This window comes from Paraliobacillus sediminis (genome assembly GCF_003426055.1).
Genome location: NZ_QJSI01000003.1, coordinates 601,403 through 616,440, shown reverse-complemented (window position 1 = coordinate 616,440; position 15,038 = coordinate 601,403). Strand labels below are relative to the sequence as shown.

19 protein-coding genes and 2 riboswitches are annotated in these 15,038 nt (G+C 35.0%); of the genes, 8 read left to right on the top strand and 11 right to left on the bottom strand.

What is annotated here, in order from left to right; translation table 11 throughout:
- The first annotated feature begins 126 nt into the window (after positions 1-126).
- Entirely contained in the window at positions 127-819 is a 693-nt protein-coding gene (locus D2K60_RS15735) for an SdpI family protein (RefSeq protein ID WP_117169484.1), read from the top strand.
- Positions 820-1,022: 203 nt separating this feature from the next.
- Here D2K60_RS15735 and queE read toward each other — a convergent pair whose 3' ends face one another.
- Genes queE through queC form a run of 3 tightly spaced genes read right to left on the bottom strand, consistent with a single transcriptional unit; the run spans position 1,023 to position 2,879 of the window.
- The gene (queE, locus tag D2K60_RS15730) at positions 1,023-1,751 is read right to left on the bottom strand and encodes a 7-carboxy-7-deazaguanine synthase QueE (protein WP_117169485.1); all 729 of its coding nucleotides are present in this window, start codon (positions 1,749-1,751) and stop codon (positions 1,023-1,025) included.
- Positions 1,744-2,211: a 6-carboxytetrahydropterin synthase QueD gene (gene queD, locus D2K60_RS15725; RefSeq protein ID WP_117169486.1), complete on the bottom strand. Its 468-nt coding sequence runs from the start codon at positions 2,209-2,211 to the stop codon at positions 1,744-1,746. The genes queE and queD overlap by 8 nt, the downstream gene beginning before the upstream one ends.
- Entirely contained in the window at positions 2,211-2,879 is a 669-nt protein-coding gene (queC, locus tag D2K60_RS15720; protein WP_117169487.1) for a 7-cyano-7-deazaguanine synthase QueC, read from the bottom strand. The genes queD and queC overlap by 1 nt, the downstream gene beginning before the upstream one ends.
- A gap of 81 nt (positions 2,880-2,960) precedes the next feature.
- A riboswitch (PreQ1 riboswitch) is annotated at positions 2,961-3,005 on the bottom strand.
- A gap of 176 nt (positions 3,006-3,181) precedes the next feature.
- Between queC and D2K60_RS15715 the strand changes: the two genes are divergently transcribed.
- Together D2K60_RS15715 and D2K60_RS15710 are read left to right on the top strand one after the other, a co-directional pair.
- On the top strand, positions 3,182-3,301 hold the full coding sequence (locus D2K60_RS15715) for a YjcZ family sporulation protein (protein WP_117169488.1): 120 nt from the start codon (positions 3,182-3,184) through the stop codon (positions 3,299-3,301).
- 44 nt (positions 3,302-3,345) lie between these two features.
- Positions 3,346-3,498 carry a YjcZ family sporulation protein gene (locus D2K60_RS15710; protein ID WP_117169489.1) on the top strand — a complete coding sequence of 51 codons (153 nt, stop codon included), beginning with the start codon at positions 3,346-3,348 and terminating at the stop codon, positions 3,496-3,498.
- Positions 3,499-3,566: 68 nt separating this feature from the next.
- On the opposite strand, the gene D2K60_RS15705 is transcribed toward D2K60_RS15710, so the two are convergent.
- From D2K60_RS15705 to D2K60_RS15695, 3 genes are all read right to left on the bottom strand, one after another.
- Positions 3,567-4,274 (bottom strand): SGNH/GDSL hydrolase family protein, encoded by a 708-nt coding sequence (locus tag D2K60_RS15705; RefSeq protein WP_117169490.1) that lies wholly within the window; start codon positions 4,272-4,274, stop codon positions 3,567-3,569.
- A 538-nt stretch (positions 4,275-4,812) separates the two neighbouring features.
- The gene (locus D2K60_RS15700) at positions 4,813-4,998 is read right to left on the bottom strand and encodes a PspC domain-containing protein (protein WP_117169491.1); all 186 of its coding nucleotides are present in this window, start codon (positions 4,996-4,998) and stop codon (positions 4,813-4,815) included.
- A 98-nt stretch (positions 4,999-5,096) separates the two neighbouring features.
- The gene (locus tag D2K60_RS15695; RefSeq protein WP_162880735.1) at positions 5,097-6,539 is read right to left on the bottom strand and encodes a UDP-N-acetylmuramoyl-L-alanyl-D-glutamate--2,6-diaminopimelate ligase; all 1,443 of its coding nucleotides are present in this window, start codon (positions 6,537-6,539) and stop codon (positions 5,097-5,099) included.
- Positions 6,540-6,781: 242 nt separating this feature from the next.
- On the opposite strand from D2K60_RS15695, the gene D2K60_RS15690 reads away from it, so the two are divergent.
- On the top strand, positions 6,782-7,108 hold the full coding sequence (locus D2K60_RS15690) for a four-helix bundle copper-binding protein (RefSeq protein WP_117169493.1): 327 nt from the start codon (positions 6,782-6,784) through the stop codon (positions 7,106-7,108).
- A 107-nt stretch (positions 7,109-7,215) separates the two neighbouring features.
- Here the strand turns inward: D2K60_RS15690 and D2K60_RS15685 are convergent, their stop codons facing one another.
- Entirely contained in the window at positions 7,216-8,037 is an 822-nt protein-coding gene (locus D2K60_RS15685) for a manganese catalase (RefSeq protein ID WP_117169494.1), read from the bottom strand.
- A gap of 109 nt (positions 8,038-8,146) precedes the next feature.
- On the opposite strand from D2K60_RS15685, the gene D2K60_RS15680 reads away from it, so the two are divergent.
- Positions 8,147-8,776 carry a LysE family transporter gene (locus tag D2K60_RS15680; RefSeq protein ID WP_117169495.1) on the top strand — a complete coding sequence of 210 codons (630 nt, stop codon included), beginning with the start codon at positions 8,147-8,149 and terminating at the stop codon, positions 8,774-8,776.
- Here D2K60_RS15680 and D2K60_RS15675 read toward each other — a convergent pair.
- Positions 8,762-10,087 (bottom strand): amino acid permease, encoded by a 1,326-nt coding sequence (locus D2K60_RS15675; RefSeq protein ID WP_117169496.1) that lies wholly within the window; start codon positions 10,085-10,087, stop codon positions 8,762-8,764. The genes D2K60_RS15680 and D2K60_RS15675 overlap by 15 nt on opposite strands.
- Positions 10,088-10,246: 159 nt before the next feature.
- Between D2K60_RS15675 and D2K60_RS15670 the strand changes: the two genes are divergently transcribed.
- A complete protein-coding gene (locus D2K60_RS15670) occupies positions 10,247-11,080 on the top strand; it encodes a manganese catalase (RefSeq protein ID WP_117169497.1) in 834 nt (277 codons plus the stop codon).
- Between the two features lie 64 nt (positions 11,081-11,144).
- On the opposite strand, the gene D2K60_RS15665 is transcribed toward D2K60_RS15670, so the two are convergent.
- Positions 11,145-11,582 (bottom strand): DUF2512 family protein, encoded by a 438-nt coding sequence (locus tag D2K60_RS15665; RefSeq protein WP_240335279.1) that lies wholly within the window; start codon positions 11,580-11,582, stop codon positions 11,145-11,147.
- 148 nt (positions 11,583-11,730) lie between these two features.
- Between D2K60_RS15665 and D2K60_RS15660 the strand changes: the two genes are divergently transcribed.
- Complete coding sequence (locus D2K60_RS15660) at positions 11,731-12,864, top strand: zinc-dependent alcohol dehydrogenase (RefSeq protein ID WP_117169498.1); 1,134 nt, start codon at positions 11,731-11,733, stop codon at positions 12,862-12,864.
- 78 nt (positions 12,865-12,942) lie between these two features.
- Here D2K60_RS15660 and D2K60_RS15655 read toward each other — a convergent pair whose 3' ends face one another.
- The gene (locus D2K60_RS15655; RefSeq protein WP_420818823.1) at positions 12,943-13,158 is read right to left on the bottom strand and encodes a spore coat protein; all 216 of its coding nucleotides are present in this window, start codon (positions 13,156-13,158) and stop codon (positions 12,943-12,945) included.
- Positions 13,159-13,408: 250 nt separating this feature from the next.
- On the opposite strand from D2K60_RS15655, the gene D2K60_RS15650 reads away from it, so the two are divergent.
- Positions 13,409-13,921 carry a DUF3231 family protein gene (locus tag D2K60_RS15650; RefSeq protein WP_117169500.1) on the top strand — a complete coding sequence of 171 codons (513 nt, stop codon included), beginning with the start codon at positions 13,409-13,411 and terminating at the stop codon, positions 13,919-13,921.
- A 194-nt stretch (positions 13,922-14,115) separates the two neighbouring features.
- On the opposite strand, the gene tenA is transcribed toward D2K60_RS15650, so the two are convergent.
- Positions 14,116-14,790 (bottom strand): thiaminase II, encoded by a 675-nt coding sequence (gene tenA, locus D2K60_RS15645; RefSeq protein WP_117169501.1) that lies wholly within the window; start codon positions 14,788-14,790, stop codon positions 14,116-14,118.
- A gap of 85 nt (positions 14,791-14,875) precedes the next feature.
- A riboswitch (TPP riboswitch) is annotated at positions 14,876-14,984 on the bottom strand.
- Positions 14,985-15,038 lie beyond the last annotated feature (54 nt).

Here is a 15,038-nt window from a genome sequence, read left to right as displayed (position 1 = left end):
TTATCTATGTTTATGAAATAATTATATTTGCTATTCAACTAACGGAACAGTCATCTTTAATAAAGATAACGATTTATATGGTGAAATCGATATAAAAAGAAATTTTAAATTAGAGGAGAGATTGATTTGAAGAATAAATCAAGAAAATCTTTAACAAATAGGTTATTAAAACCAATGAAGGTGATAAAATTGAAAAAGAGGATTCCTAATAGTAGTATACTTATAATATCAATGCTAATAAGTGTGTTTTACTACACAGGTTTAAATAAAAAAATAGCCATTAATTGGTTGAACTGTGAAGTTGCCACTACTACAATCGAGTCAATAGCTTTACATTCAATGCCTTTCATAATGATTCTAATTTATGCTCTATTTCGTTTCATATTTAGAACTTCCCAAGATAATATAAGCGATAATATGAAAGAAATACTAATTATGATTACTTTATTAACGATTTTTACAATCTACATGACGATCATTATTATTAATTTGGGTTACAATCTTGATGTGAACGTAATAATGGGACTAATTTTTTCATTTATCTTAATGATCACCGGTTATTTAATGCCAAACGTAAAAACAAATTCGATAGTCGGAGTGCGTACAGAATGGACAATGAGTGATGAAAGAGTTTGGGATATAACACATCGATTCACAGGTAAGTTGTCCCTTTTGACCGGTATTATAAGTATCATACTTATAATAATTATTCCCAAGTACAGCTTTATCTATGGATTTTCTTTGGTTATGATAGTTGCTGCTATAGCGATAATCCACTCTTATATAACATATAAAAAAATTGTCAATCTGGATAGTTAACACTAAATAAAACTTTTTTTAGGGCTGTGTTTCGATATGAAACTGAACTTACATAGCCACGTGTGCCGCACATTCGAATAATATTGTACTAATGGGCGTAATCAAAAATTTCAAGGGTGTTAAATTATATTCCATTGAATCAGAGAAACGCAATAGTTAGAATAAATTACAAATAAAAAAAGAATATCCAATTGGATATTCTTTTAAACGCCACGCTTATTACCCCAGACAAGTGCATGAACTTGTGGCAGAACACGAGCATGATTTAATTTTGTGGATGCAACAACTTTATCTATCAACCATTCATATTTATCTAGTAGATGACTGGCAAGGTTTGCTGCGTTATTTTCTGCGAGTTCATCATTACCTACTTGCAAAAAGAACGCAATAGTAGGATATCTTTGGTGGACCTTTTCCGCATACAGTAAGTCTGCGTCATCGAATACGACTACTTTTAGACTGGTCTGATGTATATGATTACCAGTTTGTAAGTTCTCAATAATAAGATCAAGTTTCTCCCAATCTGTCTTCATCTTTGAACTTGGTGGTTTTGGTGAAATAGTGAGGTCATTAACCTTAAGAAACCATTCCTGCCAACGACTTCCTTGTGTTTCAAGTGCTACTTCCATATCGTGGTCATGCAAGGCGTCAACTAACTCATCAAGCTTTGCCAAAAGTGCAGGATTTCCACCTGATATTGTAACATGATCAAATTTATCTCCACCTGTTTCTTTTAGTCTATCCATAATTTCATCTGCAGTGAGTCTTTCAATTTGGTCCTTTGCACTGCCGTCCCAAGTAAAAGCAGAGTCACACCAAGAGCAACTGTAATCACAACCGGCTGTTCGAACAAACATTGTTTTCCGACCAACGACCATACCCTCACCTTGGATGGTTGGTCCGAATATTTCTAGTACAGGGAATTTATTCAACGTTCATCCACTCCCGTCTAGCTTCAGCATAACTCGTTGGTGTTTCGTAAAGTTTAACAAACTCTACACGGTTTTGGTTTGATTGCTTTAGAAGGGCTTGTTCCATCTTTTGATAAATCCAAACCACCATATTTTCTGCCGTTGTGTTCATATTAGGTAACGTATCGTTTAAATAACGATGATCAAGATGAATTTCAATCTCTTCCTTCCAAATCTCTTTGATATCGCCAAAGTCAATAACCAAGCCAATCTCATCTACCATACCACTTATTCCGAAAATAACTTTGTACGTATGTCCATGTAAGTTTTTACACTTTCCCTGATAACAATGAAGGTGATGTGCAGCATCAAAAGTGAACTCTTTACTAACCATCACCCGTTTTGTATGATATTTGAGCTCATGATGTTTTATATCCTCATTAATCTTCTGTAAGTTTTCAACAATTGTAAAACCGTACATTAACCGCTCACCTCATTACGTTCTTTAAGGTACGTATCGAGTCCGTTCTGACGTAACTTACATGATGGACATTCTCCACAACCGTCCCCGCGAACACCGTGGTAACAGGTTAATGTTTTTTCACGAATATAATTGAATCGATTTAACTCATCTGCTAACTTCCATGTCTCGGCTTTATCTAACCACATTAGTGGCGTATGAATAACAAATCCATCATCCATTGATAAGTTAAGTGTGACATTTAACGATTTAATAAATATATCACGGCAATCTGGATACCCACTAAAATCTGTCTCACATACACCTGTGATAATGTGTTTTGCACCAATCTGTTTAGCTAATATCGTAGCAAAAGATAAAAAGAGTAAGTTTCTACCAGGAACAAATGTCGAAGGTAATTCGCCATTATCACCATCTTTAACCTCGATATCATCACGCGTTAACGCACTTGGCGCTAATTGGTTTAACAAAGACATATCTAAAACATGATGCTTGACGTTTAATTCTGTAGTAATTTCTTTCGCAACTTCTATTTCATTATTGTGCCTTTGATTGTAATCGAATGTGACAGTTTCAACATGTTCATAATTTTGAAGTGCCCAGAACAAACAGGTGGTGCTATCTTGTCCTCCACTAAATACAACAATTGCTTTACTATTTTTTTTCATAAAAAAATTCTCCTTCCATTAAAAAAGAGAATTCTACACACCATACAAAACAAAAAAACGTCACCTAAAGGAAGGTAGCGTCCATCCTTAGTTTTTTATAGAGGGTGTAGCTAGAACCTCTCCTGCAAGATTGCAGACTTAATATTTATTTTCTAGTTACAGTATAGCATAAAATATTATTGAAGTGTTTTTTGATGTGTTCTACCCATCTTTTTAAATAAATCGGGACATCTGTCCATATCATTTTGTTTGTAATCCCATAGTATACTCTTAGAGTCATTAAGAAAAGGAGGGATTTACAAATGGGTGAACCAGTAGCAGCTGCACCAGCAGGATTTGGTGGAGGTTTTGCATTACTCATCGTATTGTTTATATTGTTAATAATTATAGGAGCTTCTTATGGTGGAGGTTTCGGTTACTAAAAAGAAGAAAATCTGTCTAACGAATAGATAAGGAGGAAAAATATATGAGTTTAGGATATGGCGGTTATGGCGCTCCAGTCGGATACGGTGCAGGTGCTGGATGTGGTGTAGTTCCAGGCGCGGGATTTGGCGGAGGATTTTCATTAATTGTTGTATTATTTATCCTTCTAATTATTGTAGGTGCAGCTATTTATTAATAGCTAAATAATAGAAATATGAGGCGTGCACCGAAGATTATGTGCACGCCTTATATTATTTCATATATTTAGGTATGCTTGATTTCCTGTTTTTTTGACCATTGGGTTATACTTTTGTAAACATCTTTACTAAAAACCTTATAACCCTCAGCTGTAAGGTGAATACCGTCATCACTAATTAATTCGGCTAGATCTCCTGCTTTTTTTATTGCGCTTCTAACATCAATTTTAAGCACGCCTAACTCATCTGCTAATTTATTAAGATTGCGGTTATAAATACCATGCCAGTGTTCAATACCACCCATGGAACTAATCAGATGTCCAACTACATCGGTATATTTGTCAGAAATACTTTTATAATAACGTACTGGATCTAATGGTGGCAATGTAGAAATAATAGGTGTTATGCCACTTTCTTGTACTTTTGTAACCATTGTTCTAATGTTATCTATATAGCGATCAATTGGAACGATGGGAGCGTGTTCAACGCCTGGACTTTTGACAACCTCTTTCCAATTAAAGTTGCAATCATTTCCACCAATTTCGATTATGGCATAATCAGGATGTTGTTCAATTACGTCTTTATCTAATCTGGAAAGCAGAGAATCAGAATTATCATTAAAAACACCTTTGTTAATAACGGTAACATCTTCTCCCTCATTTTCAGCAAATAATTGTTGTAAAAAGGCTGGATAGTTTTCTTTCAAAATACGTAATCTTCCCTTTGCTACAGATACACCACGCGTAAGGCTATCGCCGAAACAAATTATTTTCATATCTATCACCTTCTATAATTCAATAATACCTATATTATAGCATTATTTCATTCGAATAATGCACCAATAATTATACGAATTTCGACTATTTGCTAAAGGTTATTTTCAAAAATATTGTTGTTTTTTATTATACATAAAATTAATATTATTGGAAATTATGCTATTATAGAATATATCAATAGTTGCATTTATAAAGGAGTGAAGTTAGGAATGAACGATGTTTTCATCGTATCTATGTTGGCATTTCTATTTTTGACATACAAATTCATCAAAGTTTTTAAGACTAAAGAAGTTCCTAAAAACAATAAAATTATCGCTTGGTCTATATATGGATTTTGCATTGTTGGATTGATTTCAGTAAATATGCTGTTTTAGCTGGTGTTATATATTTAATAAATATTTTATTCTAAATAACTAACCCTTCTCTCCGTTACCTTAATATTTTAAGGGGTTAGAAAGAAGGGCGAAAATTAGTGTTTTGTTGCTCTTATAATTTTGGCTTTTAATCAGTTCTTATAGTCTTAATATTAGCTATTTCTTAAATTTCCTCGGGTATGATACATATTGCTAAAATATAAATCAAAACTAAAGTTGGATTAAATATTGTCAAAGCTGTATATACCAATCTTAAAATTGTTGGGTCAATATTATAGTAATTACCAATTCCTCCAAATACACCAAACAATTTCCTATCACCAAGAGAACGGGTTACTCTTTTTATCAATTTTAATCCTTCCTTCCCATTAAAACGCTATATATAATTATACGATTTTCGATTGAAAAGGTGTCATAAAGCATTGATCGTGTTGGTTCATATGCAAATTATTCAGTTAAGTAAGTAACGGTCTCTTTATCCGATTTAGTTGGTAAGCTAAACGCTTGCTGATAGGCTTCATGACCTTTACCAGTAATAATAATCCAATCACCATTTTGACTGGTTTCCATTGCTTGTTGAATTGCTAAGGTTCGATCTGGAATAACTAATCCTTTATGGTTACCAATAGTGTTGTGGATATTTTCAAGTGTCTCAATCATAACTTCTAAAGGTACTGCATTTAAATCATCCAATGTTAACAAATATTGATCACTAAGTTCAGCTGTAATTTCAAGCATGTCTCTTCTCTTAGCTTTATCTCGATTCCCTCTAAAGCCAAATATATGAACAATTCTTTTAGCCCCAGCTGTTTTAGCAGTATGTAGACAATGATAAAAAGCGTCTGTTGTATGCGCGTAATCAACAACAACATTTGCGCCATTCAGTTGTGGAAACACTTGAAATCGTCCATCAACACCTGGAAAGTCTTTTAATGACTGACTTATTAATTTTTCGTTAGCTCCAAGTTGTCGTGCAACTGCATAAGCCATACTGGAATTATATATATTATGAATGCCCTTCATAGATGGATTTATTTCTTCGGTTCTGCCTTGGTTTTTAAGTTTGAAAGAACCATCCTGTTTGGTTATTTCAATACAGTAGTCGTTAGAAGAACTTTTACCTATTGTAGAAGTTTTAATTTCACGATGCTTTAACCGTTCATTTAACTTCTTGCCCCAACTATCATCAGTATTTATAATAGCTTGTCCATTATCTTTTAACATTTGAAAAAGAGTTGCTTTTGTCTCGAAATATTCTTCAATAGAATCATGGTAATCTAAGTGTTCGTGACTTAAATTAAGAAAAAGACAAATATCAAAATGCATCCCTTCAAGTCGATTTTGTAATAATCCGTGAGAAGAGGCTTCCAAAACAATGACTTGATCTTCACTTATATCCAATAATTTATTAAGTGAGAGTGACCCAGGAGTTGTGTTAATGGATGGATTACTTTCTCCATTTATTATCGTTTCAATTGTGCCTACTAATCCGCATGACATGGCATTGCTTTCTAAGATATGCTTAACGAGATAACTTGTAGTTGTTTTCCCATTAGTTCCTGTTATAGCAATCATTATTTTATTTTGAGATGGATTTCCATAAAAGTTCCCCGCTATGATCGCTAACGCTTTGCGACTGTTATCGACACAAATATATGGTACAGATAAATCAGTAAGCTTTTGTTCTCCGACGATGACAGAAGCCCCATTTTTAATTGCATCTTCAATATAATCGTGTCCGTCTGCTGTATACCCTTCAATGGCCACAAAAATAAAACCTGGTTTTACTTCAGAAGAGGATTCAGCAATACCGTGAATTTCTATCTTATTTAAATTGTTTTCTTTAATCAGTTTGTATTCTATATTCCCCAGCAAATTTAATAGCTTCATGATGTATAACTCCTTATTCATACGTACTCTTTTAAAATTGTCTAATACACAAAATAATACCCGTTAATTAACGTTTTAAAACTGAGATTTATTTACATTATTATTACCTAAGACTTCTTATAATACTCAAGTAAAATTTTTACTTAATCTGAATACATTAATAATCCTTTACTTGTTATGTACAGCTTGATACACACTGGGTATGATAATTGGATATAAGAATTAAAGGAGGAGATTCGACGATGAGTCATCAGAAAGATGCTGACATAATTAAAACGTTGCACGAATGTATGGAGGCTTGTAATCATTGTTACACCTCTTGTTTTGAAGAGGATGCAAACAAAATGGAAGCATGCATTCGTTTAGATCGAGAATGCGCAACAATTTGTGCTTCTTTTGAACAAGCTCTTTCATATGATACAGCTTTTGTACAAGAATACGCACAGCTGTGCGCAACAGCATGTAAAGTCTGTGGTGATGAATGCGCTAAACATGAGCCTGACCACTGTAAAAAATGTGCTGACGCGTGTTATGTATGTGAAGATGCTTGTAAAAAATTAATAACATAATATAAAAGAACCTCCAGTTTACCTGCATTTCAAGCTGGAGGCTCTCTTTATTTACTGTCATACAGACGTTTTCATTAGGAAAATACGTTTATTATAAACCTATTAACTTACTGGAGTGGTGGTGTTCCATGAATATAGATAGGTGCTGGCATTAAACTAGGATTTTGACCATTCGCCTGTGGGTTTTGAATATACTGGAAGTTTCCGTTTCCGTCCATTGATTTACCGCTTGCCCAGCGCCCTGCTTTACTCTCTTCGCCTTCAGAAAAGTTCATAAATGCATATGCTACATCCTGCTTCTGTTTTTCAGCATTAAATGTTGATGGTACAACAGCACCGTGCTTTTGTTCTAATTCTTCAATTGCAGCCATCCATTGATTTTGATGCATCGTATCTCTCGCAATAAGGAAGGAAAGCATATCCTTCACACCAGGATCAGTTGTGATTTCATATAATCGTACGGCTTGTAGTCTTCCTTGAGATTCGGCGTTTAAATTCGCTCTAAAATCAGCAAGTAAATTTCCACTAGAAATGGTATATCGTGCGTTCCAAGGATAACCAGCACTATCATTTGGTTGTGCTCCTAGACCGTTAACGATAGCGTGCTGTGGATTCATCCCACCTAAAACTGCTTCAATTACAGGATCTTTTGCTCCTGCCTCTTGATCTTGCACTGGTGCATTGTCCAAAAGTTGTGCGATCATAGTAGCTAACATTTCCACATGTGCTATTTCTTCTGTTCCAATATCTAAAAGCATATCTTTGTATTTCCCGTTTGCTCTGCAGTTCCAACCTTGAAATAAATATTGCATCATTACCGATATTTCGCCATATTGGCCACCTAAAATTTCTTGAAGTTTTTTAGCGTAAACAGGATCAGGTCTAGTTGGTTTCGCCGTGTACTGAAGTTTCTTAATATGTGAAAACATTTTAGTCACTCCTTTTTTCCTTATCATGGCTAAAAAATAACTATTTATTCGCATAGCCTTTCAGTAACTCGAATAAAAATAGTACAAGCCAGTAAAAGGAGTGATTTTGGTGGGTGTATTTTTAAGTTATCTCGTATTGGGTTTATCTTTAGCTGCTCCAATAGGTCCGATTAATGCAGCACAAATTAATCAAGGTATTAAAAATGGTTTTTTTCATTCATGGTTGATCGGATTAGGTTCGATTGTTGGTGAATTTCTATTCATCATTGCAATATTTTTTGGGCTTGTTCATTTTTTAGAAATGCCAATCATGAAAACATTTCTATGGTCATTCGGTACGTTTGTACTTCTCTACACAGCAATTGAGAACATGGTTAGTGTACCTGAAATAGACAATTCAACTAATAGACAAACGGATTCACTAAAAAAAACCTTTTGGAGCGGTTTTTTCTTAACTATAACGAATCCATTATCAATTTTATTTTGGCTTGGGATTTATGGGTCTATATTGGCGAATACAATTCATCGCTATGATATGCCACATGTTATCATGTATGGTAGTGCTGTTTTGTTAGGATTAATGATGTGGGATGTTACGATGGCAGTTCTCTCTAGTAGTTTTAGAAAGATTTTAACACCAACTTTGCTTAAAACAATATCGTTTGTATCAGCCTTATCGTTATTCGGATTTGCTGGTTATTTTGGTTTTCAAGCACTTCAGTTGTTATTTCGGTTCTAACCGCCACTTTTTCCTCATAATCAAAGTGACAATTGATATGATTAGTATAAAGGCAAAACTAATAAAAAAACCAATTCGAGCTACTTTATCAAATAATGTTCCAATAATACCAATGAATAATAAGCATATACCTATCCATCGTTTGACTTTTTTCCAAACACTTATATCGATCAGTTTATGGTAGGAAAACAAAATAAAAACCCATATATACAACAACATGAGACTTGCAGCAGTTGTTAAATACTCATAAATTTTCCCTGGTAAGAGTATAGCCACCACAATTGAGGCAATTAGTCCAATAGCTGTAAGAATAACTGAATAATAAGGCACATTTCGTGGTCCAGTCTTAGAAAACAGTGCTGGTGCATCTTTATCTTCAGATAATGAAGTTAAGATTGTTGTAATACCATACAGTGACGCAACCATGGTAGAGAATCCACCTATTATTAGTACACCATTGAATATGTGCGCAATGACAGTTAAATCAAATTGATTAATAACCATAATAAAAGGGCTCTCGTCAGTGGTGAATTTCTTATTTGGTGCTATCCAAACCGCTAAACCAATAGAAATCACATAAATAATCGTTAAAACAGAGAGCATCACTCTTCCAGCTTTCGGGGCCTCTTTCGGGTCTTTAAGTTCATTGGACATGATCCCCATGACCTCGATACCTCCGAAAGCATATAACACATAGATAAAAGCAGTCCAAACTCCTGTGAAACCTTCTGGGAATAATCCATCATTTGTGAATGGGAAAGCTCTATCTGGTGCTCCACCATTTAATAAACCGCTAATTGCTAAAATCCCAATAATAATGAACATCAGAATTGCAGCAATTTTCATTGCACCAAATATATTTTCAATTCGTTCAAAACCTGATACACCAGTAATAATGACACCAATTCCTAAAATCGCAAAAATACTAGACAAGATCCATAGTGGGATATTTGGAAACCAGTATTGGGAAAAGATTGCTAGTGCTGTTAATTGACTTCCCATTATTAGTAATTCTGATGACCAATAAACCCAGCCATTACTAAATCCAGCCCATCGTCCATATGCTTTTTTAGCATATGTTCGAAAGGAACCTTTCTGAGGGTCAGATACAGTCATACTGGATAATGCATCATAGACAATATAGGTAGCGATTGCAGCAAGTATAAATAATATGAGTACAGTAGGTCCTGCTCTTTTAATTGCAATCGCTGAACCTAGAAAAAATCCAGTTCCAATTGTACAACCAATTCCGATTAAAGCCAATTGCCACCATTTTATTTTCTTTTGTTTTCCTTTTTTATTAGACCCCATTTTATATCCCCCCGTGATATTTTTTAAACATATTGTCTTAGTATAGCCAGCAGTTTTTTTCCTACTACCTAAAAGTTAAATCCCCTATTGTATTTATTGGTATATCTGAATGAAGGACAACATATCATTGAATAGTCTGATTAAATAGGAGGGATTTTATTGTTTTTTCATGTAAAAGAACTACAATATGAAGCAAAAGTTTCAAGACCGGATCCTGTCTATGCAAAAAAGTTACAAGAAGTATTAGGCGGTCAATGGGGTGAAATATCAGTAATGATGCAATATATGTTTCAAGGTTTTAATTGTAGAGGGAATAAGAAATATCGTGATTTACTCATGGATATTGGCACAGAAGAAATTGCGCACGTTGAACTTTTAGCAACACTTATCGCTAGGTTATTGGATAACACACCAATTGACGTGCAAGAACAAGCATATCAATCTGATCCAGCACTTGCTGCGATTATGGGTGGCATGAATCCGCAACATGCAATTGTTTCTGGGTTAGGTGCTATGCCAACAGATAGTGTTGGTAATAGATGGTCAGCTGATTATATAATATCAAGCGGGAACCTACTTGCTGATTTCCGTGCCAATGTAACAGCAGAGTCACAAGGAAGATTACAAGTTGCGCGTCTATACCAGATGACAGACGATCCTTTAGTCAAAGATTCATTAAGCTTTTTGTTAGCACGTGATACCGCTCACCAAAATCAATGGATTGAAGCAATTCGTGAGCTTGAAGCACAGGCGCAAGATGTTGTCGTTCCAACTAATTTCCCCCGTGAATGTGAAAAACAAGAAGTTGCTTATGATCTATACAACACATCACAAGGTCAAGCAGATGCGAATGGACCATGGGCACAAGGTGTGGCACCTGATGGCAGAGGACAATTTAGATACATCGCGCAACCTGTACCATATGCAGGAATACCCAAGCTACAACCCGCACCAGCAAACCTATTTAATACACCTCCACTACCATCAAAATAAAAATCCTATTGATCATATATGTAAAAAATGAAGCATTGATAAAATGCTTCATTTTATTTTTTATTTAGTCTTCTTCGTCCTTATAAGGTGTTAATTCGTCAGAAGATTCGGTAATGTAATTTGTTCGATTTATTGGTATAAACGTATCACTGTTCATCTCTAATTTTTTCGCAACATATTTATGAAAAATCACTTCAGCTATCGCCACAACAACAGCTGAAACTAATGCTGCTGCGAATGGATTTCCACCCACTGTTAATCCATCAGTCATTAGATAAATAATGACAAACGCCATGCCGAAATCCGCAGCTGTTGCAATTGTGTTATTTGTTCGAGATAGTATAAGCAAATCACCAAATAAATAAGCAGAAAACCCTAAAACAATGCTTATAAATAGTACATTGCCAAACGAAACGTCGTACCCGATTCCTAATATTGTATAAAGAACTACTAATAATAGTAATATTTTCAACCCAATTAAACTAAAATGTTTGATAGTCACACCTCCTCTATCTATTTTTTGTATCTAACGCAATAATATACTTGTATAATTTTAGAAATTGATTGTTTTCCTTCCTTCTTTTAACCGTATGATTTAGATAATAAAACACATACTTAAGGATATAAATTGATCATTGAGGTGAACATTCATGAAAGCTGTTACGTATCAAGGAAAACATCAAATTGCAGTTAAAAAGGTAGATTATCCAAAAATACAAGATAAGCAAGACATTATCGTTCGGATTACTTCTACGGCAATTTGCGGTTCTGATCTGCACTTGTATCAAGGAAACTTTCCATTACCCATTGGCTACGTGATCGGACATGAACCAATGGGAATTGTTGAAGAAGTCGGTTCTGAAGTAACTAAATTAAAAAAAGGTGACCGTGTTGTTATTCCTTTTACTGTAGCTTGTGGAACGTGTCAATATTGTCATGCACATCAAGAAAGCCAATGTGATAATGCGAATCCACACTATGATTCAGGTGGCTATTTTGGATATTCGGAAAAATTCGGGAATCATCCAGGAGGACAAGCTGAATATTTACGCGTACCTTTTGGTAACTACACTCCTTTTCGAATTCCAGATGATTGCGAACTTGAAGATGAGTCACTACTGTTTCTTTCTGATGTGCTACCTACAGCTTACTGGAGTGTAGAAAATGCAGGTGTAAAAGCTGGTGATACCGTGATTGTTTTAGGATCAGGTCCTATCGGTTTAATGACACAGCAATTTGCGTGGCAAAAAGGTGCGGAACGGGTAATTGCTGTAGATTATATTGACAACCGCTTGCAGTTTTCTAAAAATATAAATAAGACGGAGATATTTGACTTTACGAAACATGATGATATGGGAGAAGTTTTAAAAGACGTAACAAATGGTGGTGCTGATGTTGTGATTGATTGTGTCGGTATGGATGGTAAAAAGTCACCTTTAGAATTTGTAGAACAAAAACTTAAATTGCAAGGTGGAACAATGGGACCAATCCAGATTGCAACAAAGGCTGTTAAAAAATGTGGAACGTATCAAATTACTGGTGTGTATGGAGGTAATTATAATTTATTCCCTTTAGGTGCCTTCTTTTCTAGAAATATAACTATTAAGACTGGACAAGCACATGCAAGGTCCTTCATGGAACCAATTTATAAGCAAATTGTAAATGGGGAGATTGACCCGTCAAAGATCATTACACACAGTCTACCTCTAGATGAGGCATCACATGGTTATAACATATTTAATAAAAAGGAAGACAATTGTATTAAAGTTATACTCAAACCATAATATACAAGAAAGAACTCTAGGGGGTACAGCACCCACTAGAGTTCTTTTTTGTTCTATTTATTGATACATTCCATCACTTTAACCTGCAATCGGGTTTTGCCCCTCGTATTTCATCATCATTGCTTGAATTTTTTCTTGGTCTTCAGGTACTACCTGATGCATAGTACCGATTTTTGTAGTGATAGCTAGATCAGCTGGTTCTAATGGATAATAACCTTTGCTAACCATGTATTGCCATGCTTCATATGCATGAGAACAGCTCATCATAAAGGCTGTTTGTAGGAAAGAACGTATTTTTCAAACTTTATTTATTTACAAATTTAAAAGCGATTCATCCCACACCTAAAGGAATGGGCTTTCTCACCTTTAATTCTGTAATTCGTGTGCAGCTAATTTCATTTTTTCTCTTCCTTTTTGAATATAGTTTTACTCTAATATTCTTTCATATACCAAATTAAATTCATCAAATTACGACGTTTTTGGAATAAGTTTTACGTTGATGAAAAGACTATCTGTGTAAGAACAAACAAAGGAGTGTTTAAAAATGGGTGTATTATCAGGTAATCCAAAGAAACAACCACTTCATTATGGTGAAGTTTTCAGTCTGTGGTCATTTCTAGCAGCTGCTAAAGGTAACTATGCGGCGTATCAAACATTTATTAACCATACTGGTGACAAAGAACTGAAAAATTTGCTTGAAGATTTAAATCGAGGTATGAAGCAAGAAATGGAAAGTGTTGAAGAGATACTTAAAATAAATGGGATTGCTTTACCTCCTTCACCTCCTGAACGGTCACTGGCTGACATTGAAGATATTCCTTCAGGTGCGAAGTTCAGTGATCAAGAGATTAGTGCAGTTGTTTCTGCAAATATTTCAGCAGGATTAATTGCTTGCAGTACAATCATTGGACAGTCTCTACGCGAAGATATTGCAATGCTATTTGGACAGTTCCATATGAATAAAGCACAAGCTGGAGCAAAGGCGCTCCGACTGAATAAAGACAAAGGATGGATCATACTCCCTCCAATGCAAGCGAAAATTCCAAATAAAGAATAGCAAAAAAAGCACTAGAATTCTAGTGCTTTTTTATTTTAGCTACTTTGTAATTCGAATGGTGTTTAATACAAAAAATGCGGATTAGCAACTCACCTTACGTCTCAATTCTATCACTTCCGCCGAATTATAACTTAAGTCCATATATTAAAAAGCAATTACTGTCTGCGTAAAGTACTTTTAGCCTTAATACCAGCTTATTTCATCTCTTCTAGTGGCCATTTTTCTAATTTATAAGCCATGTTCCAAAATAAATATTCGTATTGACTGCTAATTAAGAAGTGTTCTTTCATTCGTTCTCGATCAGATGAGGTTACAGTTTCAGCTAATTGATCTAACCTATCAATTTGTTCCTCTACTAACGTGCGGAACCAATCAGATCCGTATGCTTTAATCCATTCTTGATAAATGGGCTCGTCTGGTGTTTTGTTCTTTAACTGTTCTCCAACTTCATAATAAACCCAGTAGCAAGGTAATATTGCTGCAATCACATCACCGAGATGACCTTGGTAAGCAGCACGATACATATGAGAACTATAAGCGTAAGCGGTTGGAGCAGGTTTAAATGCTTTTTGTTCTGCATCCGTAATATCTAATAATTTAGAAAAAGTACGATGCAAATCTAATTCTGCTTGATAGGTTCCTTGCGCATGTGACGCCATACTATTTGTTGTCTCTAAACCCTCCGCCTTTGCAGCACCAAGTGCCTGAACACGGGCGAATTGTGCTAAATAATAAGAGTCCTGCATGACATAATAACGAAAGTTCTCTATAGGTAATGTGCCATCACCAATCCCCTTAACAAAAGGGTGATTAAAACTAGCCTGCCAAACTGGATCTGCTTCCTTTCGAATACGTTCTGAAAATTTCATCGTTACTTCCTCCTTTATCTGCATAAAAAACCACCTTCTCTGATTAAAAGAAAGTGGTGGCATGATAAAGTAATCGAAAGAAAGACTTTATTTCCATCCACTTCCCTCCGCTAGTTTGAACTAGATCAGGTTCTAAGAGTCTTGAAGTATCACTTCAATCTCAGTCTTTATAAAAGACTCCTCTAGTGGTTTTTCGTGCTATTTGGTTCTGTTTATAGAATAACATCTAGGGAGATAATGTCAATGCT

Coding starts and splice junctions, on each gene's coding strand:
- tenA (WP_117169501.1), bottom strand. CDS start 14,790: ATGAAATTTTCAGAACGTATTCGAAAGGAAGCAGATCCAGTTTGGCAG.
- D2K60_RS15705 (WP_117169490.1), bottom strand. CDS start 4,274: ATGAAAATAATTTGTTTCGGCGATAGCCTTACGCGTGGTGTATCTGTA.
- queD (WP_117169486.1), bottom strand. CDS start 2,211: ATGTACGGTTTTACAATTGTTGAAAACTTACAGAAGATTAATGAGGAT.
- queC (WP_117169487.1), bottom strand. CDS start 2,879: ATGAAAAAAAATAGTAAAGCAATTGTTGTATTTAGTGGAGGACAAGAT.
- D2K60_RS15715 (WP_117169488.1), top strand. CDS start 3,182: ATGGGTGAACCAGTAGCAGCTGCACCAGCAGGATTTGGTGGAGGTTTT.
- D2K60_RS15710 (WP_117169489.1), top strand. CDS start 3,346: ATGAGTTTAGGATATGGCGGTTATGGCGCTCCAGTCGGATACGGTGCA.
- D2K60_RS15660 (WP_117169498.1), top strand. CDS start 11,731: ATGAAAGCTGTTACGTATCAAGGAAAACATCAAATTGCAGTTAAAAAG.
- D2K60_RS15675 (WP_117169496.1), bottom strand. CDS start 10,087: ATGGGGTCTAATAAAAAAGGAAAACAAAAGAAAATAAAATGGTGGCAA.
- D2K60_RS15690 (WP_117169493.1), top strand. CDS start 6,782: ATGAGTCATCAGAAAGATGCTGACATAATTAAAACGTTGCACGAATGT.
- D2K60_RS15695 (WP_162880735.1), bottom strand. CDS start 6,539: ATGAAGCTATTAAATTTGCTGGGGAATATAGAATACAAACTGATTAAA.
- D2K60_RS15685 (WP_117169494.1), bottom strand. CDS start 8,037: ATGTTTTCACATATTAAGAAACTTCAGTACACGGCGAAACCAACTAGA.
- D2K60_RS15650 (WP_117169500.1), top strand. CDS start 13,409: ATGGGTGTATTATCAGGTAATCCAAAGAAACAACCACTTCATTATGGT.